General features: G+C 51.1%; 19 protein-coding genes. 8 read left to right on the top strand and 11 right to left on the bottom strand.

Going from position 1 to position 21,464, the window contains the following annotated elements:
• On the top strand, window positions 1-191 hold a 191-nt coding region (locus tag JYB63_RS19725), incomplete at its 5' end, for a hypothetical protein (protein ID WP_205659640.1).
• Window positions 192-248: 57 nt separating this feature from the next.
• On the opposite strand, the gene arsJ is transcribed toward JYB63_RS19725, so the two are convergent.
• From arsJ to JYB63_RS19710, 3 genes are read right to left on the bottom strand one after another with little or no spacing between them, the layout of a single operon-like run.
• On the bottom strand, window positions 249-1,487 hold the full coding sequence (gene arsJ, locus JYB63_RS19720; RefSeq protein WP_205659649.1) for an organoarsenical effux MFS transporter ArsJ: 1,239 nt from the start codon (window positions 1,485-1,487) through the stop codon (window positions 249-251).
• A 2-nt stretch (window positions 1,488-1,489) separates the two neighbouring features.
• Window positions 1,490-2,503, bottom strand: coding sequence for an ArsJ-associated glyceraldehyde-3-phosphate dehydrogenase (locus JYB63_RS19715; protein ID WP_205659639.1), 1,014 nt, complete (start codon window positions 2,501-2,503; stop codon window positions 1,490-1,492).
• 30 nt (window positions 2,504-2,533) lie between these two features.
• Window positions 2,534-2,875, bottom strand: a complete 342-nt coding sequence (locus JYB63_RS19710; RefSeq protein ID WP_205659638.1) for an ArsR/SmtB family transcription factor — start codon at window positions 2,873-2,875, stop codon at window positions 2,534-2,536.
• A gap of 214 nt (window positions 2,876-3,089) precedes the next feature.
• On the opposite strand from JYB63_RS19710, the gene astA reads away from it, so the two are divergent.
• Window positions 3,090-4,130, top strand: coding sequence for an arginine N-succinyltransferase (gene astA, locus JYB63_RS19705; RefSeq protein WP_205659637.1), 1,041 nt, complete (start codon window positions 3,090-3,092; stop codon window positions 4,128-4,130).
• 219 nt (window positions 4,131-4,349) lie between these two features.
• Here the strand turns inward: astA and JYB63_RS19700 are convergent, their stop codons facing one another.
• Window positions 4,350-5,747 carry a sensor histidine kinase gene (locus JYB63_RS19700; protein ID WP_205659636.1) on the bottom strand — a complete coding sequence of 466 codons (1,398 nt, stop codon included), beginning with the start codon at window positions 5,745-5,747 and terminating at the stop codon, window positions 4,350-4,352.
• Window positions 5,747-6,457: a response regulator transcription factor gene (locus JYB63_RS19695; protein ID WP_205659635.1), complete on the bottom strand. Its 711-nt coding sequence runs from the start codon at window positions 6,455-6,457 to the stop codon at window positions 5,747-5,749. The genes JYB63_RS19700 and JYB63_RS19695 overlap by 1 nt, the downstream gene beginning before the upstream one ends.
• A gap of 175 nt (window positions 6,458-6,632) precedes the next feature.
• Between JYB63_RS19695 and JYB63_RS19690 the strand changes: the two genes are divergently transcribed.
• On the top strand, window positions 6,633-7,127 hold the full coding sequence (locus JYB63_RS19690) for a Spy/CpxP family protein refolding chaperone (RefSeq protein ID WP_205659634.1): 495 nt from the start codon (window positions 6,633-6,635) through the stop codon (window positions 7,125-7,127).
• A gap of 61 nt (window positions 7,128-7,188) precedes the next feature.
• Here JYB63_RS19690 and JYB63_RS19685 read toward each other — a convergent pair whose 3' ends face one another.
• A complete protein-coding gene (locus JYB63_RS19685) occupies window positions 7,189-7,800 on the bottom strand; it encodes a uracil-DNA glycosylase family protein (RefSeq protein ID WP_205659633.1) in 612 nt (203 codons plus the stop codon).
• 325 nt (window positions 7,801-8,125) lie between these two features.
• Between JYB63_RS19685 and JYB63_RS19680 the strand changes: the two genes are divergently transcribed.
• A complete protein-coding gene (locus JYB63_RS19680) occupies window positions 8,126-9,277 on the top strand; it encodes a cytochrome-c peroxidase (RefSeq protein ID WP_205659632.1) in 1,152 nt (383 codons plus the stop codon).
• Between the two features lie 59 nt (window positions 9,278-9,336).
• On the opposite strand, the gene JYB63_RS19675 is transcribed toward JYB63_RS19680, so the two are convergent.
• A complete protein-coding gene (locus JYB63_RS19675) occupies window positions 9,337-11,265 on the bottom strand; it encodes an SLC13 family permease (protein ID WP_205659631.1) in 1,929 nt (642 codons plus the stop codon).
• Window positions 11,266-11,450: 185 nt separating this feature from the next.
• On the opposite strand from JYB63_RS19675, the gene JYB63_RS19670 reads away from it, so the two are divergent.
• Window positions 11,451-12,284: a LysR family transcriptional regulator gene (locus tag JYB63_RS19670; protein WP_205659630.1), complete on the top strand. Its 834-nt coding sequence runs from the start codon at window positions 11,451-11,453 to the stop codon at window positions 12,282-12,284.
• A 61-nt stretch (window positions 12,285-12,345) separates the two neighbouring features.
• Here the strand turns inward: JYB63_RS19670 and fba are convergent, their stop codons facing one another.
• A complete protein-coding gene (gene fba, locus JYB63_RS19665; RefSeq protein ID WP_205659629.1) occupies window positions 12,346-13,395 on the bottom strand; it encodes a class II fructose-bisphosphate aldolase in 1,050 nt (349 codons plus the stop codon).
• A 279-nt stretch (window positions 13,396-13,674) separates the two neighbouring features.
• Between fba and JYB63_RS19660 the strand changes: the two genes are divergently transcribed.
• The gene (locus JYB63_RS19660; protein WP_205659628.1) at window positions 13,675-14,574 is read left to right on the top strand and encodes a fructose bisphosphate aldolase; all 900 of its coding nucleotides are present in this window, start codon (window positions 13,675-13,677) and stop codon (window positions 14,572-14,574) included.
• A gap of 68 nt (window positions 14,575-14,642) precedes the next feature.
• On the opposite strand, the gene JYB63_RS19655 is transcribed toward JYB63_RS19660, so the two are convergent.
• From JYB63_RS19655 to tkt, 3 genes are read right to left on the bottom strand one after another with little or no spacing between them, the layout of a single operon-like run.
• Window positions 14,643-15,803, bottom strand: coding sequence for a phosphoglycerate kinase (locus JYB63_RS19655; protein ID WP_205659627.1), 1,161 nt, complete (start codon window positions 15,801-15,803; stop codon window positions 14,643-14,645).
• Between the two features lie 21 nt (window positions 15,804-15,824).
• Window positions 15,825-16,859: a glyceraldehyde 3-phosphate dehydrogenase NAD-binding domain-containing protein gene (locus JYB63_RS19650; RefSeq protein WP_205659626.1), complete on the bottom strand. Its 1,035-nt coding sequence runs from the start codon at window positions 16,857-16,859 to the stop codon at window positions 15,825-15,827.
• Window positions 16,860-16,919: 60 nt separating this feature from the next.
• Window positions 16,920-18,914 carry a transketolase gene (tkt, locus tag JYB63_RS19645; RefSeq protein WP_205659625.1) on the bottom strand — a complete coding sequence of 665 codons (1,995 nt, stop codon included), beginning with the start codon at window positions 18,912-18,914 and terminating at the stop codon, window positions 16,920-16,922.
• 351 nt (window positions 18,915-19,265) lie between these two features.
• On the opposite strand from tkt, the gene metK reads away from it, so the two are divergent.
• Window positions 19,266-20,456, top strand: coding sequence for a methionine adenosyltransferase (metK, locus tag JYB63_RS19640; RefSeq protein WP_205659624.1), 1,191 nt, complete (start codon window positions 19,266-19,268; stop codon window positions 20,454-20,456).
• A 164-nt stretch (window positions 20,457-20,620) separates the two neighbouring features.
• Window positions 20,621-21,358 carry a 16S rRNA (uracil(1498)-N(3))-methyltransferase gene (locus tag JYB63_RS19635; protein WP_205659623.1) on the top strand — a complete coding sequence of 246 codons (738 nt, stop codon included), beginning with the start codon at window positions 20,621-20,623 and terminating at the stop codon, window positions 21,356-21,358.
• Window positions 21,359-21,464 lie beyond the last annotated feature (106 nt).

Genomic DNA, 21,464 nt, shown 5'->3' with positions numbered 1-21,464 from the left:
CAAGTTGTTTTTCAGCGGGTTATTCTGACTCTCATCAAGTGCATTTTGCTGCGTTGCCGCGGCCCTGCGTCTCAATGTGGGGGCGTATTATAGGCACGCTGACCGAAGAGTCAACAGGCTTTTTGAAGAAAGCCGAAATTAGTTTTTGCGCTGCAACAAGTGCCTTTTCCAGCACTGTTTTATATCGCTAAACAGCAGGCATAAAAAACGCAGCCTTCGGCTGCGCTTTTTATTGCTCATCTTACTTATTAAGCAACGGGATCAGTTTCAGGCAATTTCAGTGAAATAACCGCTGCAGTAGCCAGACAGACAGCACTTACCAGTAAACAAGCTTCAAGCCCCCACAGCTGATATACCCCACCGGACAATACAGTACCCAGCAACCGACCTGCTGCATTAGACATATAGTAGAAACCCACATCGAGAGACGCCCCTTCTGTACGGGCATACCTGAGAATCAGATATGAATGCAATGAAGAGTTCACCGCAAAGACTGCACCAAATATCAGCAACCCGGAAATCAGGACTTCCCCTGACAGCCCTCCGGACAGATCCGCAGCTAATAACATAAGCAAAGGAATAGCACTTAACACTAACACCCAGCCAAAAGCAGCTTTCTTCCCGGGCAACATACCGGCACGGCCACCCGACGCTTTACCTGCGCCTGTAATCATTGGAGCACAAGCCTGTACCACACCATAGCCGATGACCCAGACAGCCAAAAAAGTGCCAACGTCTGTGTGTTCCCAGCCCAGAACCATTTGCAGATAAACGGGTAACGCCACCACAAACCAGATATCCCGGGCACCAAACAAAAACAAACGGGCTGCTGACAACACATTCACCGGCTGACTGTTAGAGAAGATTTCCCGAAACTTTGGCTTTACCTTCATCTGGCCCAGTTCACTACAAATAAGACTTGCTGTCAGTATCAGGACACCAGCCAAAAGACCCGTCATCACCATAAGGCTACCGGCAAAGCCAAACACCTGAAGCAATACCGCTCCCATAAAGAAGCCAACGCCCTTCAAGGCATTTTTAGAGCCGGTCAGCAATGCCACCCAACGGTACAGCCGCCCCTGCTGCTCTTCTGGCAACAATGTTTTAATGGCGCTTTTTGCACTCATTTTATTCAGATCTTTGGCGATACCCGATAACGCCTGTGCCAGCATCACATATACAACCGTCAAGTATTCATCCGGAACTGTCAGCATCAACAGCGCAACTATCTGAAGCAGCAAACCGGCATGCATCGTCCGGTTAAGGCCTAATCGGGTGGCCAGCCAACCTCCCAGCAGGTTAGTCACGACGCCACACACTTCATACAGGATAAACAGCATGGCGATTGCAAACGGGCTGTACCCCAGGCTATTGAAATGCAACACCACCAGCATCCTTAATGCACCGTCGGTGAGTGTGAAACTCCAATAGCTCAGGGTAACCAGCAAATACTGCTGCCAGGGCGACAACACTTTTTTAGTCAGAATACTCACAACTGAGCAGCAACCTTCTTCGTCAGTTCCATCATCCGGTTTACATAACCGATTTCATTGTCATACCAGACCAGTAACTTGACCTGTCGTTTGTTGATAACCATGGTGGAAGGCGCATCAACAATGCCGGAACGGATATCATCAACATAATCAATTGAAACCAGCGGGCGTTCTTCATAGCCAAGTACACCGGCCAGATAAGTTTCCGATGCTTCTTTCAGCACGCGGTTTACTTCAGTGATGTCCGTATCCCGTGATACTTCAAACACACAATCTGTCAGAGAACTGTTTGTCAGCGGTACCCTTACCGCAATGCCATTCAACTTCCCCTGTAACTCAGGGAAGATCAGCGCAATGGCAGATGCAGAACCGGTACTGGTCGGGATCAGTGACATCCCGGATGCCCGCGCCCGCCGTAAATCTTTATGGGGCGTGTCCAGAATGCTTTGAGTATTGGTGATATCGTGAATCGTCGTCATTGAACCGTGCACGATTCCTAACTGCTCGTGGATCACCTTTACTACAGGCGCCAGACAGTTAGTGGTACAGGAAGCTGCAGTCACAATGTGATTCTGCTGCGGATCATACAGGTGATCATTCACCCCCATGACGATGTTTAACGGACCATCCTTCACCGGTGCAGATACCACTACCTTTTTAATCCCCTGCGCAAAGTACGGCTGCAGAGCCGGTGTGGTTTTATGTACGCCGGTACATTCAACAACGATGTCGACCTTATTTTCAGCCAATGGCAGATCTGCGATGTTTCTTTGCTGGTAATACTGAATCTGCTTGTCGGCAACTTTAATCGCTGAACCATCCTGCGAGGCTTCAGCCTGATGTGCCCAGCGGCCATGCTGAGAATCAAAATTCAGCAAGTGAGCAGCAGTCGCTGCATCTGCAGCCACATCATTAATCAGCACAATATCCAGCTCCGGCCAGCCCCAGCATGCCCTTAAAGCCAGACGTCCCATGCGGCCAAAACCATTAATCGCAACACGGATACTCATCACACTCTCCACACAATAAAAGTTAGTCAGTTACGCATCTGCACTTTTGCAGCACGCCAGTTCCGTCAGGGCTTGTAAATCAGTGATCAGTTGCGGCTCGCGTGTCGCTAACTGGTCCAGCATTTTTTTTAGCCATTCCATTTGCCAGACATCAGCCTGTAAGCGGTAGTGCATCCACACCCCTTCCCGCCGGGCTTGCACCAATCCACTGTTCCGTAAGTAAGCAAGGTGCCGTGAAGCCAGACTTTGTGAAATGCCCAGCGCGTCCACCAGATCACAAACACAGACTTCCTCATGCTGATTAAGAATATTCAGCAGGCGTAACCGGACGGGTTCGGATAAAGCTTTAAAAAACTGCGCGCTGGATTCCATGACACACCTTATACGTTTCAGATTCATGACAGACATTATATATCTGCCTATGCGCATATAATAATATTAAAATTCTTCATTGCAATATACTGCTTCATTTTTATCCACAAACACCCGCAACTATCCGAATAGGGTATTCCGACTAAACTTACTCACAGAGTAAAAAATTGTTCAGACCTGTTTATAACTCTCTGCTACATCAGGAGTGTGATACATGGATACAACTGCCAATCTGATCCGGCCGATCACCATTAAAGATCTGGATGTCCTTTACGATATAGCACTGGAAAGCGGCCCTGGCTTTACCTCTTTACCTGCCAACAGGGATTTGCTGGCAGAACGTATCCGTCATAGTTGCAGTGCGATGGAACGATCCGTTTCATCCCCCAAAGGCGAAACTTATCTGTTCGTCATGGAAGATGCTGAATCAGGTGATGTGGTTGGCGTTTGCGGAATAGAGTCAGCGGTGGGACTTCAGCTGCCGTTTTATCATTACCGCATCGGCATCGTTGTACATGCCTCCCGGGAGCTGGACGTGCACAACACCTTTGAAACTCTTTATCTGTGCAACGACTACACCGGCTGCGCCGAGGTATGTACCTTATATCTACGCCCCGGTGCCCGGAAAAATCAGAACGGCAGCCTGCTCTCAAAAAGCCGTTTTATGTTTATGGCCGAGTTCAGAGAGCGTTTCAGCCAGAAAGTGATTGCTGAAATGCGTGGGGTAAGTAATCAGGAGGGAGAATCGCCATTCTGGGATGGTCTGGGACAGCACTTCTTTTCCATGGAGTTTTCACAGGCTGATTACCTTACAGGTACCGGCAACAAAGTATTCATTGCCGAACTCATGCCGAAGCATTCCATTTATATACATTTGTTGCCCGACACCGCTAAGGCAGTCATAGGCGAAGTTCACGAGCAAACTGCTCCGGCAAAGCAAATGCTGGAAAGCGAAGGCTTTCGTTACGAAAACTATGTAGACATTTTTGACGGTGGCCCGACACTGGCCTGTAAACTCAGCGATATCCGCGCAATCCGTGACAGCGAGAGCCTCACGGCCCTGATTCAGACTGATGCACCGGCGGCTGTAATCAGCAACCGCTTTCTGGTGAGCAACTCCAGACTACAGGAGTTTCGTTGCCTGCTGGCCGATGCCAGCCGGGATACCGGGCATATATATCTGCCTGAACGGTGTATCAGCCAGTTACACATCCGCCCGGGAGACCAGGTACGGGTTGTGCCGTTAAAGCCCTGAACTGAATTCAGGGCTAAAACTGACGACAGATTGAATTCACAAAACAACAAATCAATAACTGATACTGACTATTCCAAACCAGCATCAGTCATTAAAATGACACACCACATTACAGAAGCGCCTCTTACTTTTAAAATAAACACTTAAAAAACAATGTGTTTCTGTAACTTATTCAGAAAGGGTGAACTATCAATATATGATATTGATAGTTCACCAATGTTAAGACTCTTTAGCCAGCGGTAAATCAATACATACCTGCAGACCTTTACCCGGCGGGCTACTCGCTTCTATACGCCCGCCCAGCAACTCAGCTGCCCGTTTGGCAATACTCAGACCCAGACCATAACCATTATCAACCTGTTGCTGCCGGTAAAACGGATCAAACAGCCGCTCCAGCTGGGCATCATCCACCCCAGAGCCGTTATCATCAATACAAATCCGGCAACGTGTGCCGGTCTGACTCACACTGATACTGATTTCACTTCCTGCAGGCGTGTGCTTAATAGCATTACCTAAAATATTATCCACCGCACGTCGCAACAGTTCAGCCTGCCCAAACAGTCTTGAACGTTCCCCTTCCTCCTGCCATTTGAGCGTGTGCTCAGGGGCAATAAAGCGGCAATCTTCAACCAAACTGCTCAGTAACGGCTCAAGCTCAAAAAGCTGTGCTTCACCGGACTGACTCTCCAGACGCGCCAGACTCAGAATTTCATCAATCAGCCGGCTCAGCCGCTCACACTCCAGATTAATACGGGTCACCAGGTTCTGATCATCTTCACCCAGCCGCTGTTCCACCAGCCCGGTTGCCATCTGCAAGCGCGCCAGAGGTGCCCGTAACTCATGGGAGACATCCTGCAGTAAGCGCTGATTAGCATTCAGTGCCTGCTCAACATGGTCGGCCATGCGGTTAAATTCCCGGGCCAGATCGCCAATCTCATCCGCCCTTGCAGATAAACGGGTATCAGTACGTACCGAATAATTTCCCTGATAGAGATCTTCTGTATGCTGCCGCAAACGCTTAATAGGCCGGATAACAATCCAGGTTAACAGCAGACTGGCCAGTGCCGAAACGACGATAATAATCACCATCTGCACCGATAACATAAATTTGAATACTGACCAGAACAGCGACTTCCGCGGATTAACATCAACAACCACCAGATAGTTACTGCCGGTATCCGACTGCAGCTTCAAAAACATACTGCCGGCCTTTGCCTCACCCACCGGGCGCTTCGGCCCCGCTATCTGCTGTTTATCTTCGGTATAAATCCTGAGTTTGAAATAGGGCAGGTACTCCCGCTCACGCTGGTTATGCTTACGGCTGTCATGGTCCCGTGATTCACGTTTGTATTCCTGCCCGTCATCACGCCCGTTATCCTTCCGGTCACGGTCATAATATTTCTTACGCCACGGTTCCTGACGCTTAACCGAGCCGGTCTGCTCATAACGTTCCACCAGCACTTCAGCGAACCCCATGGCTTTAGCCACCAGCACTTCCTGATGTTTCTCCCGCTCGACAATCTGCCCCATCACGAAAGCAGTAATCAGCACCACCAGTAAACTGGTAAGCCAGACCGAAAGAAAAATTTTCCAGCCCAGAGACGTAAACCGCTTCATCAAACCGCCCCGTTAGTATCAGCAATAAACAAGTAACCTTCGCCCCGTACGGTTTTGATAATCGCCGTGGCCGGTAACTGCTGCTGAATTTTTTGCCGTACCCGGCTCACATGTACATCAATCGCCCGGTCATAAGCCGTCAGCTTGCGGTGCAGCACTTTCTCGGTAAGCGTGTCCTTACTCACCACCTGCCCCGCATTAACCATTAACTGCGCAAGCACATTAAACTCAGCGCTGGTAAGCGAAAGCTCAGCACCATTTAGCTGCACTTCCCGGCAGGCAGTATCCAGCATAATACCGTGCATACTCAGTTGGTGCTGTTCATCAACCCGCTCAGGAGGATTTGCCCGGCGCAATACTGCACGAATCCGGGCAACCAGCTCACGGGGATTGCAGGGCTTAGCAAGATAATCATCCGCCCCCATCTCCAGCCCCAGAATCCGGTCAACATCATCCCCCCGGCCGGTCAGCATAATCACCGGTGTCTGAACCGCCGGACGAATCTGTTGCAGCAATTCCAGCCCGCTCTGTCCCGGCATCATAATATCCAGAATCAACAAGCTGTAAGTGCTCTTCTGTAAACACGGTAATGCTTCTTCAGCACTGTGCGCGAAACTGATATCAAACCCTTCATGGGACAGATACTCCCCCATCAGCTGACACAGCTCCGGATCATCATCAATTAATAAAATCTGCGGCTTCTCGGCCATATTATTTACGCCTCAGTCATCTCTGCTGCCATTATCTATGCCCGTCAGAATAAGCAAAAGCTGTACGCCTTGCACAGGCTTTACCTAACTTTACACCGACTTAACCCAACTTAGCACTGACATCTCACATACTGCAGTCATCGAATTAAGACGCAGTTTTCAAAGGAGAAAGATCATGCGCAAATCACTCATCATCGCAATCACTACAGCAACCGTTGGCCTGACAACCTTAGGCATCGGCGCCGCACAGGCAGACAGCAAAGAAGGATATGGCTGTGGAAAAGGTGAACACGCAGAGTATTCCCGGGGTGACCGTGGAGACCACGGTAAAGGCCGCCACGGTAAATTCGGCATGAAAGGCATGTCATTGGAACGGCTCGACAAAAAACTCGACCTGACTGACGCCCAGGAAGAAACACTGGCGCCACTGTTTGACCAGCAATTCCTGGATATGCGTCAGCAAATGCGGGAAATGAAATCCCTGCGCCAGGACTTACGCAGTCTGAATGTTGCCGACGCTGACTATTCACAACAGGTTGAAGCGCTGATCAAGCAGGGACAGGAAGCCGCCGCTACACTGATTCGCAGTAAAGCTGAGCTGAAACAGAAGGTATACGCTGAACTGACACCGGAACAGCAGGAAAAATTTGCCAGTCTGGCAAAGAAGTAATCCGGTAAATTTTTATCAGGCCTCACGCTTTATTCACACACAGAGCGTTTTTCAGAGCACCTCAGGGTGCTCTTTTTTTATTAAGCAGCAACGCCACCATCCGTTGTAATTCCGGTATCAGCAACTCTTCAAACCAAGGATTACGCTTCAGCCACAGATTATTTCTCGGGCTGGGGTGAGGCAAAGGTAAATTCCGGATCTGGCCCGGCTCAACATCATAATATGACCGCCAGTTCTTCACCCGCTCAGTAAGATTCTGATCACTCTTTCCCAGATGCCATGCCTGCGCATACTGACCAATGAGCAAATTCAACTCCAACGCTGGCAGGGCTGCCAACATTTTTGCCCGCCATGCAGGGGCACATTCTTTACGGGGCGCCAGATCACCTGATTTGCCGGTACCCGGGTAACAAAATCCCATAGGCACAATCGCAAAACAGTCAGGATCATAAAAGGTAGCCTTATCGACCCCAAGCCACTGCCGTAAACGGTCACCGCTCGGATCATCAAAGGGAATCCCACTGGCATGCACCCTGCGCCCCGGAGCCTGACCGGCAATCAGAATCCGTGCCTGTGCAGATACCTGAAAAACCGGTCGAACACCATGGGGCAACCCCGGTTCACATATTCTGCACGCCCTTGCCTCCCGACTGATCTCTTCAATAGTTTGCATATGTGCAAGCTCACCGTTTCTTCAGCATCATTACAACAGAGCAGACTCTGCTTCCTCACTGCCCTTGCATCATAGAAGCAATGTCAGCAGCAACCAAACCTGATAAGCCATAAAACACTGCAAACCGTACACACTGACAAACAGCCCCATACCTCATCCGAAACATAAGCCAGCCAGACATCTCTCCTGCCTGAGGGATATCCTGATATGAAAATTTACCTGAACCACCACAAAGACTGATCTGTAACAAAGAGAATACACATGTTTTTCACAGGGTTATGATAGAATTCTGAATCAAACTAATTATCATTTATTTTTAAACCTTATGACCCGATCTACTCCACTGCTCTGCGCCGTTACCTTTATGATCGCCACCGCCCAGATTCAGGCGGCTGAAACGGCTCAGACAACCAAAACAGAGCTTGGCAGGGCACTTTTCTTTGATGTAAACCTGTCAGAAAACCGCAACCAGAGCTGCGCCACCTGTCACGATCCCGGCAATGGCTTTGCCGATCCGCGGGATAACGGTGTCGCCGGTGCCGCTTCACTGGGCAGCGACAACACCTCTGTCGGTGACCGCAACGCCCCGACAGCCTCTTACGCTGCATTCAGCCCTGCTTTTGAACTGAAAAACGGTAAATATCAGGGCGGTCAGTTTCATGATGGCCGGGTTAATACACTGGCAGAACAAGCAATGGGACCACCCACTAACCCGGTTGAAATGGCCATGGCTGATAAAGCAGCCATTCTGCAGCGTCTGCTTGAAAACACTGCATATCAGAACAGCTTTAAAGCACTCTATGGCCCTGACGTCCTAAACGATGCTGAGCAAGCCTATCTGGCCATGGCAGACAGTATTGAAGCCTTTGAGAAAACGGAGTTCTTTTCGCCTTTCGACTCAAAATACGACCGCTATCTGAAAGGTGAATACGAACTGACCGCTCAGGAAGAGCTGGGACGTACCCTGTTTTTCTCTCAACAATTCACCAACTGTAATCAGTGCCACCAGCTGCAAAGCCGTCCTGGTGCTGACCAGGAAACGTTTACTAACTACCAGTACTTCAACATTGGCACACCTACCAACACAGCACTGCGCAAAGTAAATGGTGTCAGCCCTGCACATCAGGACCTTGGCCTGCTGGACAACCCCGCAGTGACTGATCCGGCACAGGCCGGTAAATTCAAAGTACCGACGCTGCGTAACGTAGCCGTCACCGGGCCGTACATGCACAACGGTGTATTCCAAGACTTACGTACCGTTGTATTGTTTTACAACAAGTACAACAGCCGCAGTGCAAAACGGCAGATTAACCCGGAAACCACTGCACAGTGGCAAGCACCGGAAGTACCGGAAAACATTGCGCTGAAAGAGCTGGAATCAGGCCCTGCTCTGGATAACAAACGTATTGATGCTTTGGTGGCCTTTATGGAGACACTGACGGATCAGCGTTATGAATATCTGCTTGAGAAAAAATAAATACCCATAAACAAAAAAGGCGCCGAAAAGGCGCCTTTTTTATGCTCAGCTATTCATCATCAGAACACAATGTTCATCATGACGATTAACACGACCAGGAACAACAGCGTCATTACACCGCCGGCCTTCATAAAATCAGGCACCCGGTAACCACCCGGCCCCATAATCAGCGCATTCACCTGATGGGTAGGAATCAGGAACGAGTTCGACGTTGCCAGTGCTACTGTCAAAGCAAACACGGCGGGATCAGCCCCTGCGCCAATAGCGATATTCACCGCCAGCGGTACCAGCAGAACCGTCGCACCGACGTTGGACATCACCAGTGTAAAGAAAGTCGCCAGAACGGCCACTGCCAGCTGCAATCCCCAGATAGGCATGCCGTCGAGCAAGCTCAGGGTCTGATCAGCAATCCAGGCTGCAGTTCCGGTGGTCTCCACCGCCATACCCAGCGGTATCAGACTGGCTAACAGAAACACCGTTTTCCAGCTGACTGACTCGTACGCCTCTTCAATGCTCAGTACACCGGACAACACCATACCTACTGCACCGGTTAACAGTGCAATCGACAGGCGGATATCCGTAAACAGCACCATGGTTAACGCAATCAGGAAGAAGCCCAGCGCCCAGCCAACCTTGTGAGGACGTAAATCTTCTTTCGGGTAGTTACTGGTCACCACAATAAAGTTCAGGCTGTCCTGTGCAACACGGTTCAGTGCTTCCCAGGTGGTATGACATACAAGGGTATCACCGGCCTGAAACTCAACCGTACGAATGCCCTGTCCGGCCATCGACGTTTCACCGGCACGGTGCATAGCAACCATCGCCAGACCGTAGGCGTTACGTAAACGAACATCCTGTGCGGACTTACCCACCAACTGAGAACTTGGTGGAATAACCACTTCGGCAATACCTGCTTTGGCTGCAGACAATGCCTCAGAGAACGAGTCCAGTTCCGGACGGCGATCCAGTTCAAAGTCTTCGGTGAACTTATCCAGCGCATCCGCAGAACCCATGACTGCCAGAATGGTATTCGACTCAATACCCACGCTCCGTTCCAGACCACCGGCACCGATTCGGCGGATACCGTTGGTGAACTGAGCAGCGGTGACACGTACCTGATAAGGCCGCTCAATTTCAGCCAGTGTTTTATCAACCAGGGTGCTGTCTTCCGGTACCCGGACTTCCATCAGTTCATAATCAACGCCATAGGTATCTTTAAAATACTCCAGCGTACTGACGGCCTTACTGTCGCCTTCATTGTTTGGCAGCACAAAGCGACCGGCAATGACGAAATACAGAATACCGGTCAGTACCAGACAAATCCCTACTGGTGTCACAGAAAACAGTGACCAGGTATCCATTTGCTGATCCGCCGGCAATGCCTGATTGGAAGTCAGAATAAGATCATTCAGCAGGATCAGCGGGCTGGAACCGATCATGGTCATGGTACCACCCAGGATGGCACAGAAACCCATAGGCATCAGCAACCGGGACATCGGCAAACCGGTACGGCCCGAAATCCGGCTCACAACCGGCAGAAACAGCGCTGCAGCACCCACGTTCTGCATAAAGCAGGAAATAAAACCGACAGTACTGGAAACAATCGGAATAATACGTTTCTCGGTTCGCCCGCCAATTTTCAGAATCCAGTTAGCAACTTTGCCCATCAGTCCGGTCTTATCCAGACCAGCACCAATGATCATAACCGCAATGATGGATACAACTGCGTTACTGGAAAAACCATTAAACAGGGCAGTGCTGGGCACCAGCGCTTCTTCCAGCCCCATAATCGGCGCGAACAGTCCAGTCAGTCCCAATAGCACCATTATCAGAACGGCTGCGACATCCACGCCCACAATTTCAAATGCAAACAGATAAATTGTCAGTATCAGTACTGCAGTCACCCAGGCAATCTCTATGCTGGGTACAACCTGACTCATCAGAATAGCTAACACCAAAAATACCGCGCCCGCGACGGTTTGTTTCATGGGCAAACGCTTTAACCAACGGAGTGACAAACCCCGGGATTGCGTTTCTGTGCTTGTATTCACAGACTTTTTTCCCCTCACCAAAATTCATGTATACAGATTCCGGGCGTAATTCTAGTTATGTTTTGCTATTCTAAAAAACGAAAAAAACAAGCGACTATGAACAAAAAAACCGAATTACGATTATGGATACCGTTTTACTGAAAACCTTCCTTGAGGTAACACACGCCAGAAACTTCGGCAAAGCCTCGGAAATATTGTGCGTCGCACCATCAACCGTCAGTGCCCGCATCCGCCAACTCGAAGAATTACTCGGTCTAAGCCTGTTTATCCGCAACCATCAGCAGGTGAGTTTAACCCCGGCCGGGGAGCACATGGTGCGTCACGCCCGCTTTATTCTGAATGCCTGGGAACGGGCCTATGAAGACATTGCTCTGAGTGCTAACCTGAATAAACGGCTGGTTGTCGCCGGCACTCCCAGCCTGTGGGATATTTTTTTGCAGGACTGGCTGAACGAAGTACACAGTCAAATGCCGGAGCTGGCCCTGCGGGCAGAAGACAGTACCACCCTGCGGGTCATGGAAAAACTGGAACGGGGCTCTATTGATATCGGCTTTATTTATGAACAACCTAAGCTGGCCAACCTGGTCATAGAAGAACTTAAATCCATTCCACTGCAACTGGTCTCGACCCAGCCGGGGCTGGATGCGGACCGGGCAACCTCCAGCGGGTATATCCGGGTGGAATGGGGCAGCGTCTTTAACTCGCTGCACGAACGCTACTTCCCTCAGCGACCACTGGCCCCGGTAAGGGTTAACAGCATGCGAATCGCCATGAAACTGATGCTCAGCAGCGGCGGCTCAGCCTATTTACCGGTTATCAGCACGGCAGAGCGGGTAAACAGTGGTGAATTATTCGTGGTGGAAGACGCCCCCCGGCTGGAAATGAAAGCCTATGCCGCCTACTCCCCCCACGGCGAACATCACGACCTGATCAAACAGCTGCTGGCCATGCTGTAAGTTTTCCCCAGGCAATAAAAAAGCGCCCTCAGGCGCTTTTTTTAATCACAGTGAAAGAGAATTACATCTCACCTGCGCTGTATTTGTCAGCCATATCTTCCAGAGAGATCGCCGTCAGTTTGCTGGCCTGACCGGCTGCACCGAACGCTTCATAGCGGTCTGTACAGATATCACTCATTGCAACCATGGTTGCTTTCAGGAATTTACGCGGATCGAACTCAGACGGGTTTTCCGCCATGAAACGACGTACTGCACCGGTAGACGCCAGACGCAGGTCAGTATCGATGTTCACTTTACGCACACCGTGCTTGATGCCTTCAACGATCTGCTCAACCGGTACACCGTAAGTTTCCGGAATCTCACCACCAAACTCGTTGATTACTGCCAGCCACTCCTGCGGTACAGAAGAAGAGCCGTGCATCACCAGGTGAGTGTTAGGAATGCGTTCGTGGATTGCACGGATACGGTCAATCGCCAGAATGTCACCGGTAGGCGGACGGGTGAACTTGTAAGCACCGTGAGATGTACCACAGGCAATCGCCAGTGCATCCACGCCAGTCTTGCTTACGAAATCAGCCGCTTCATCAGGATCAGTCAGCATCTGTTCCTGAGACAGGGTACCTTCAGCACCAACACCGTCTTCTTCACCGGCCTGTCCTGTTTCCAGAGAACCCAGGCAACCCAGCTCACCCTCAACAGATACACCACAGGCATGAGCCATTTCTACGGTACGGCGGGTAACGTCAACGTTGTATTCGTAGCTGGAAGGGGTCTTACCGTCGCTCATCAGAGAGCCGTCCATCATGACCGATGAGAAACCCATCGCGATAGAACGCTGACACACAGCTGGAGATGTACCGTGATCCTGGTGCATACATACCGGGATATGCGGGAATTCAGCAATGGCTGCCAGAATCATGTGGCGCAGGAAGTTAGAGCCTGCATACTTACGGGCACCAGCAGACGCCTGCACAATGACCGGAGAATCGGTTTTGCTCGCCGCTTCCATAATGGCGCGCATCTGTTCCAGGTTATTTACGTTATACGCTGGAATACCGTAGCCATTTTCTGCGGCATGATCCAGCAGTTGGCGCATACTGATTAGAGCCATGTTTCCACCTTTAATTTGCTCATGTAAGTGATCGCGCTATTGTAGCATCCAAACCACGATAAACAGACCCCAAAAAAGCTCATACTTAGCGCTGAATACCGCTATTTCCGACAGTTTTACGCACTCTGAATGCGAACAATTATTGATTGCAATTTCAGCGAAAAAAGCTTACAAACATCCCCCGTCAGAGAAACTCACATATAACTTCCGGCATGTTGAAAAAGACCGGGTAAAAGTTCCTGTGAGCAGCGTAAAATTGCCAACTTAGGAGCACCTCACATGGCATCACAGGCCCAGCAAGATATGCTGAAGAAAGTCGCCAGCGATAACGGATTCATTGCAGCACTGGATCAGAGCGGCGGCAGCACCCCAAAAGCCCTACGTTTATACGGCGTGGAAGAATCTGAATATGACGGTGATGAAGCCATGTTCAGCAAGGTGCATGAAATGCGTAGCCGAATTGTTACCGATGAAGTCTTTACCGGTAAACGGGTGCTCGGCGCCATTCTGTTCGAAAACACCCTGGACCGGGAAATCATGGGCAAGCGCTCTGCGCAGTATCTCTGGCAGGAAAAGCAGGTTGTTCCCTTCCTGAAAGTAGACAAAGGACTGGCGGAAGAAGCCAACGGCGTACAACTGATGAAAGACATGCCTGAACTTGACGCCCTGTTGGTAAAAGCTAATGCTCAGGATGTTTTTGGCACCAAGATGCGCTCAGTCATTAAAGCGGCGAACGCAACCGGTATTCAGCAGGTGGTCACGCAACAATTCACCGTGGGTAAGCAAATTCTGGCAGCAGGCCTGGTACCTATTATTGAACCGGAAGTGGATATTCACTGCCCGGACAAAGCCATCGCAGAAGCATTGCTGAAAAAACAACTGCTGGAAGCACTGGACGACTTAAACGACGAACAGAAAGTCATGCTTAAGCTGACCCTGCCTGAGGAAGACAACTTCTATCAGGCATGTATTCAGCACCCGAATGTTATTCGTGTAGTCGCGCTGTCCGGTGGTTACAGCCGTGAGGAATCCAACCAGCGTCTGAGCCGCAACAACGGCATGATTGCCAGTTTCTCCCGGGCGCTCACCGAAGGCCTGTCAGCGCAGCAAAGCGATGCGTACTTCTCCAGAACGCTGGATCAGACCATTGAATCCATTTATCAGGCCTCTGCCAGCTAAATAACGGCCTGAAAAAAATCCAAAAAAAAGCCGGTTTAAAAACCGGCTTTTTTATTTTCAGAGCAGTTTTATGCGCGGCTTTCCAGCATCGCAACAGCTGGCAGCACTTTGCCTTCAACAAACTCAAGGAAGGCACCGCCACCGGTAGAAATATAAGACACCTGATCAGCAATAGCATACTTATCCACCGCCGCCAGCGTATCGCCACCACCGGCAATCGAGAAACCTTTGTTTGCAGCAATCGCAGCAGACAGCACCTTGGTACCGTCGCCAAACTGATCAAATTCGAATACACCGACCGGGCCATTCCAGATAATCGTACCTGCATCCGCCAGCAAGGTAGCCAGCTGAGCCGCAGACTCAGGGCCGATATCCAGGATCATATCGTCTTCAGCAACATCATCAACAGACTTGATTTCAGCCGCCGCTGACTCAGAAAATTCTTTCGCCACAACCACATCGACCGGTAGAGGAATATTCACCTTCGCCATCAGCGCTTTAGCCGTATCAATCAGATCGTGCTCGCACAGGGACTTACCCACCGGCTTACCTGCAGCCGCCAGGAATGTATTGGCAATACCGCCACCAACAATCAACTGATCAACTTTGTCAGACAGCGCTTCCAGTACCGTCAGCTTGGTCGATACCTTAGAACCACCAACGATTGCTGCCATCGGACGGGCCGGGTTATCCAGCGCCTTCGCCAGTGCATCCAGCTCACCTGCCAGTAACGGACCGGCACAGGCTACCGGTGCAAACTTTGCAACACCGTGAGTAGATGCCTGGGCACGGTGTGCTGTACCGAATGCATCCATCACGTATACATCACACAGCGCTGCCATTTGCTGAGACAGTGCTTCGTCGTCTTTCTTTTCGCCCTTGTTAAAACGAACATTTTCCAGCAGTACCAGATCACCTTCAGCGACTTCAAAACCGCCTTCCAGCCAGTCACGGACCAGAGGAACTTCACGGGACAGCAGCTCAGACAGATGAGCGGCTACCGGTGCCAGAGAGCTGGCTTCATCAAACTCACCCTCAGTCGGGCGGCCCAGGTGAGACATCACCATCACTTTCGCGCCCGCTTCAAGTGCGTGCTGAATTGTTGGCAGAGATGCACGGATACGGGCATCGCTGGTCACCTTGCCGTCTTTAACCGGCACGTTTAAGTCTTCACGAATCAGAACCCGCTTACCGCGCAGTTCCAGATCAGTCATTTTCAGTACGCTCATAAGGCTTCCTATCAACTTATTTCAGCGGTCATCCTGCTCGGGACGACACGCCAGCCAGGCCTTTGCCACATCCAGCATACGGTTAGCAAAGCCCCATTCATTATCAAACCAGCACAGCAGCTTCACCAGTGAGCCGCCGCTGACCCGGGTCTGGGTTCCGTCAACAATCGCTGAACGGGGATCCCGGTTAAAATCCACCGAGGCGTGGGGTTCTTCGGTATACCCCAGCAACCCTTGCAACGGCCCTTGTGAAGCCTCCCGCAGCAGTTGATTAATCTGCTGTGCATCGGTGGCGGTACGGACATTCAGGCTAATATCCAGTACCGATACATTAATGGTCGGCACCCGCAGGTGCAGACACTCAAAACGTCCGGACAATTGCGGCAATAAACGCTCAATGCCCTTATTCAGCCCGGTATCCACCGGAATAATGGAGTGCATGGCACTGCGGGTAAGACGAAGATCCGTCTGGTGATAACTGTCGATCACCGGCTGATCATTCATCGCCGAGTGAACCGTGGTGGTCACACCGCTTTCTATACCCAGCTCACGGTCCAGCAGATCAAGTACCGGAACGATGCAGTTCGTCGTACAGGAACCGGCAGCAACAACCTTTTGCTCAGCCGTCAAAATCCGGTCATTAAACCCATGTACGATAGTGGCATCAACATCCGCCTGAGCCGGCTGGGAAAACAGCAAGCGCTCAGCACCGCTATCCAGATGCAACTGCGCTGTAGCCCGGTCACTGAAAGCACCGGAGCATTCCAGTACTAAATCAATTTGCATCTCCTGCCACGGCAATTGACGGGGATCTTCTTCATTCAGAACCCTCACCTTATCGCCGTTAATCAGCAGATTCTCACCATCATGATCCACCGGCACCGGGAAGCGGCCGTGGGTCGTATCATAACGGGTCAGATAGCAGACGGTCTCAATATCTGATAATTCATTCAGAGCAACCACCTGCAACTGATCACGGTATCCGGACTCATAAATCGCCCGCAGCACACTCTGACCGATGCGCCCATAACCATTAATTGCCACTCTGTATGTCATTTACAGTCCGCCATAATCAAAAACGGCCAGTCAAAAGACCGGCCGTTATCGTGTCAGTGATTAAAGTACTGACTTAACTTTTTCTACAACGTTTTCGACAGTGAAGCCGAACAGTTTGAACAGCTCGCCTGCAGGGGCAGACTCACCGAAGCTGGTCATACCCACGATCGCGCCGTTCAGACCCACATACTTGTACCAGTAATCAGCCTGTGCCGCTTCAACTGCAACCCGTGCAGTTACCGCTGCTGGCAGAACCGCTTCGCGGTATTCTGCATCCTGCTTATCAAACAGATCGGTTGCCGGCATAGATACAACACGTACCTGCTTGCCTTCAGCTTCCAGAGCCGCAGCTGCATCCATCGCCAGCGCTACTTCAGAACCGGTGGCAATCAGGATCGCATCAGGTGTGCCCTGAGTATCACGCAGGATGTAACCACCGCGGGAAATGTTCGCAACCTGCTCGGCAGAACGGGCCTGGTGAGGCAGGTTCTGACGGGAGAAAATCATGGCAGTCGGACCGTCGTTACGCTCCAGTGCAGACTTCCACGCTACCGCAGACTCTACCGCATCACACGGACGCCATGTGCTCATGTTTGGCGTGTGGCGCAGGTTCGCAATCTGTTCGATTGGCTGGTGCGTCGGACCATCTTCACCCAGACCGATAGAGTCGTGCGTGTAAACGTGGATAGCACGTTGCTTCATCAGTGCCGCCATACGCAGCGCGTTACGGGCATACTCCATGAAGACCAGGAAGGTAGCACCGTAAGGAATGAAACCGCCGTGCAGTGCAATACCGTTCATGATGGCAGACATACCGAATTCACGTACACCGTAGAACAGGTAGTTACCGGACGCATCATCTTTAGTCACGCCTTTACAGCCAGACCACAATGTCAGGTTAGAACCGGCCAGGTCAGCAGAACCACCCATCAGTTCAGGCAGTAACGGACCAAATGCGTTCAGTGTGTTCTGAGACGCTTTACGGCTGGCGATAGTTTCGCCTTTATCCTGCAGCTGCTGGATGATTTCATCTGCCTGCGCAGAGAAGTCAGCCGGTAATTCACCGCTGTAACGGCGGATCAGCTCACGGGCCAGTTCAGGATATGCCTTGCTGTATGCCGCGAAGCTTTCGTTCCAGTCATTTTCAGCATTCTGACCGGCTTCCAGCGCACTCCACTGAGCATAGATATCTTCAGGGATAACAAAAGAATCGTGCTCCCAACCCAGTTCTTTACGGGCCAGTGCGATTTCTTCTTCACCCAGAGGCGCACCGTGGCAATCCTCTTTACCCTGCTTGTTCGGAGAACCGAAACCGATGATAGTCTTGCAGCAGATCAGAGTCGGCTGTTCAGTATTTTCGTGCGCCGCTTCAATCGCTGCACGGATCTGATCGTGATCATGGCCATCAACGTTTGAAATTACCTGCCAGCCGTAAGACTCAAAACGCTTCGGCGTATCATCGGTGAACCAGCCTTCAACTTCACCGTCGATAGAAATGCCGTTGTCATCGTAGAAGGCAACCAGCTTACCCAGACCCAGTGTACCGGCCAGGGAGCATGCCTCATGGGAAATACCTTCCATCAGGCAGCCATCACCCAGGAATGCATAGGTATTGTGATCGATGATCTCGTGGTCTTCGCGGTTAAACTGCGCTGCCAGAGATTTCTCAGCAATCGCAAAACCTACCGCGTTAGTGATGCCCTGACCCAGCGGGCCAGTAGTGGTTTCAACACCAGGCGCATAGCCATATTCCGGGTGACCTGCAGTTTTAGAATGCAGCTGACGGAAATTTTTGATGTCATCGATAGAAAGATCGTAACCGGTCAGGTGGAGCAGGCTGTAAATCAGCATGGAGCCGTGACCATTAGACAGGACGAAACGGTCGCGATCCATCCAGTGCGGGTTGGATGGATTATGTACCATGAAATCATTCCACAGTACTTCGGCGATATCTGCCATACCCATTGGCGCACCAGGGTGGCCAGATTTAGCTTGCTGTACAGCATCCATGCTCAGTGCACGGATTGCATTCGCCAGTTCTCTACGCGAGGACATTCATTCACTCCGGGGTTGAAACCCTAGTTGAGGTTGAAATAGTTAAATACATTGATGCCACCACCGGCGACATCAAAAAAGTGGCGGTATTTTCCCTCAACCGGCAGGCAGCTTCAAACCTATTTCGAGTAAAATTCATAAAATTGAGCCAAATTCATGATGAATTGCGAAAAAAACCTCTCAAACAGAGATATTCCCCATGCATTCGGGCCACAAGATCATTAAACTATCCGCCAATTTATTTATCTCATCCCCGATGGTCAGACCCGCACAGAGTCACCGACCCCACCGCCCAGCCATAAGCCAGGTATATGCCGGGGAACTTAAAAGTTTTGAGGACTCCTGAACGCCATGAGCGAATATAGCCTGTTTACCTCTGAATCCGTCTCTGAAGGTCACCCGGATAAAATTGCCGATCAGATTTCTGATGCGGTCCTGGATGCCATTATTGCTGAAGACAAATACGCCCGTGTTGCCTGTGAAACGCTGGTTAAGACCGGCGTGGCAATTGTCTCCGGTGAAGTTAGCACCTCTGCCTGGGTTGACCTGGAAGACCTGGTACGCGGTGTCATCAACGACATCGGTTACACATCTTCTGAAGTAGGCTTCGACGGCAATACCTGCGGTGTGATGAACATCATCGGTAAGCAGTCTGTCGATATCGCACAGGGCGTGGACCGTTCCAAGCCTGAAGATCAGGGCGCCGGAGACCAGGGCCTTATGTTTGGCTACGCCAGCAACGAAACCGACGTACTGATGCCAGCACCTATCTGCTACGCACACCGTCTGGTTGAGCGTCAGGCTGAAGCCCGCAAGTCAGGCTTACTGCCATGGTTACGCCCGGACGCCAAGAGCCAGGTGACCTTCCGTTACGAAAACGGCCAGCCATCCGGTATTGACGCCGTGGTTCTCTCTACCCAGCACGATCCGGACATTTCAATGGCCGACCTGCAGGAAGCGGTTATGGAACTGATCATCAAGCACACTCTGCCAGCAGAATGGATTGATGCCAGCACCAAATTCCACATCAACCCGACCGGTAAATTCGTCATCGGTGGTCCTGTGGGCGACTGTGGTCTGACCGGCCGTAAAATCATCGTAGACACCTACGGCGGCATGGCCCGTCACGGTGGCGGTGCATTCTCCGGTAAGGATCCATCCAAGGTAGACCGTTCTGCCGCATACGCTGGCCGTTACGTTGCCAAGAACATCGTGGCTGCCGGTCTGGCAGACAAGTGTGAGATTCAGGTGTCTTACGCCATCGGTGTTGCCGAGCCAACATCTGTGTCAATTAACACCTTCGGTACCGGCAAAATCAGTGATGAAAAGATCATCGAACTGGTACGCCAGCATTTCGACCTGCGCCCACATGCTATTACCCGCATGCTGGATCTGTTGCATCCGATGTATCGCCAGACAGCAGCTTATGGTCACTTCGGTAAGAACCCGTTTGAAATGACCGTCAATGACGAAACGTTTACCGCGTACAGCTGGGAAAAAACCGATAAAGCTGACGCGCTGCGGGCTGACGCCGGTCTGTAATTACCGCTGACTGCTAAGTGCTTAGAATAAGCACTTATTTATAGACGCTTATAAACAAGCATATAAAAAGCATCTGTTCACAGCAGATGCTTTTTTTTCGCCTGCCAAACCCGCTATTATTCCCGTCACAGATAATCACCGACCAGATCAGGCCAGAAACCGCCATGAGAATCCCCCGCTTTTACGAAGACCAGCCCCTGACCAACGGCCAGGAGGTTCAGCTCAGCGATGCGGTTGTACAACACGTCGCCCGCGCACTGCGGATGCGTCCGGATGATCAGTTAACCCTGTTCAACGGCGACGGCAATGAATATCACGCCCGCCTGAGCGAAGTTGCCAAACGTAAAGTCAGCGCACAGATCGAATCAGTCAGTCAGCCCGCCCGGATTTCACCCCTGAATATTCAGATCGGTCAGAGTCTGTCCCGGGGTGAACGTATGGACTACGCCATTCAGAAAGCCACTGAACTGGGCATGGCCGGCATGACACCGCTGTTTTCAGAGCGCTGTGAAGTCAAACTCAACAGTGAACGCCAGGACAAACGTCTGCGCCACTGGCAGCAAATTGCCATCAGTGCCTGCGAACAGAGCCTGCGCTGTGACATACCGGCTATTCAGTCACCGCAAACACTCAGCGACTGGATCAGTACGGTAGAGGCAGATCTCAAGCTGGTACTGCACCATCACACTGAACAGCCACTGGAAACGCTGGAAGCACCAGGTTCAGTCGCCCTGCTCGTCGGCCCGGAAGGCGGCCTCAGTGAGGCAGAAGTCGAACAGGCGCTGGCAGCCGGATTCAAGCCGGTCGCATTTGGCCCGCGGGTATTTCGCACCGAAACAGCACCGGTAGCAGCATTATCTGTGCTGCAGTTCTTATGGGGCGATCTGGGCAATAAATTCTGAACCCAGAGTGACAGATGTTTTCTATAACTCTGTATGGCACAGACACCTGCAGCCAAGTAAACTCTGCAATAACGTATATAAGCCACACCGGTATAACCCGCGTTAC

Source organism: Aliamphritea spongicola (genome assembly GCF_017051665.1).
In the GTDB taxonomy this organism is placed as follows: domain Bacteria; phylum Pseudomonadota; class Gammaproteobacteria; order Pseudomonadales; family Balneatricaceae; genus Amphritea; species Amphritea spongicola.
Note: the sequence above shows the minus strand (reverse complement) of the source record. Positions and strands in the feature narration are given on the sequence as shown.

Coding starts and splice junctions, on each gene's coding strand:
- JYB63_RS19715 (WP_205659639.1), bottom strand. CDS start 2,503: ATGAGTATCCGTGTTGCGATTAATGGTTTTGGCCGCATGGGACGTCTG.
- JYB63_RS19710 (WP_205659638.1), bottom strand. CDS start 2,875: ATGGAATCCAGCGCGCAGTTTTTTAAAGCTTTATCCGAACCCGTCCGG.
- astA (WP_205659637.1), top strand. CDS start 3,090: ATGGATACAACTGCCAATCTGATCCGGCCGATCACCATTAAAGATCTG.
- JYB63_RS19700 (WP_205659636.1), bottom strand. CDS start 5,747: ATGAAGCGGTTTACGTCTCTGGGCTGGAAAATTTTTCTTTCGGTCTGG.
- JYB63_RS19695 (WP_205659635.1), bottom strand. CDS start 6,457: ATGGCCGAGAAGCCGCAGATTTTATTAATTGATGATGATCCGGAGCTG.
- JYB63_RS19690 (WP_205659634.1), top strand. CDS start 6,633: ATGCGCAAATCACTCATCATCGCAATCACTACAGCAACCGTTGGCCTG.
- JYB63_RS19685 (WP_205659633.1), bottom strand. CDS start 7,800: ATGCAAACTATTGAAGAGATCAGTCGGGAGGCAAGGGCGTGCAGAATA.
- JYB63_RS19680 (WP_205659632.1), top strand. CDS start 8,126: ATGACCCGATCTACTCCACTGCTCTGCGCCGTTACCTTTATGATCGCC.
- JYB63_RS19675 (WP_205659631.1), bottom strand. CDS start 11,265: ATGAAACAAACCGTCGCGGGCGCGGTATTTTTGGTGTTAGCTATTCTG.
- JYB63_RS19670 (WP_205659630.1), top strand. CDS start 11,451: ATGGATACCGTTTTACTGAAAACCTTCCTTGAGGTAACACACGCCAGA.
- fba (WP_205659629.1), bottom strand. CDS start 13,395: ATGGCTCTAATCAGTATGCGCCAACTGCTGGATCATGCCGCAGAAAAT.
- JYB63_RS19660 (WP_205659628.1), top strand. CDS start 13,675: ATGGCATCACAGGCCCAGCAAGATATGCTGAAGAAAGTCGCCAGCGAT.
- JYB63_RS19655 (WP_205659627.1), bottom strand. CDS start 15,803: ATGAGCGTACTGAAAATGACTGATCTGGAACTGCGCGGTAAGCGGGTT.
- JYB63_RS19650 (WP_205659626.1), bottom strand. CDS start 16,859: ATGACATACAGAGTGGCAATTAATGGTTATGGGCGCATCGGTCAGAGT.
- tkt (WP_205659625.1), bottom strand. CDS start 18,914: ATGTCCTCGCGTAGAGAACTGGCGAATGCAATCCGTGCACTGAGCATG.
- metK (WP_205659624.1), top strand. CDS start 19,266: ATGAGCGAATATAGCCTGTTTACCTCTGAATCCGTCTCTGAAGGTCAC.
- JYB63_RS19635 (WP_205659623.1), top strand. CDS start 20,621: ATGAGAATCCCCCGCTTTTACGAAGACCAGCCCCTGACCAACGGCCAG.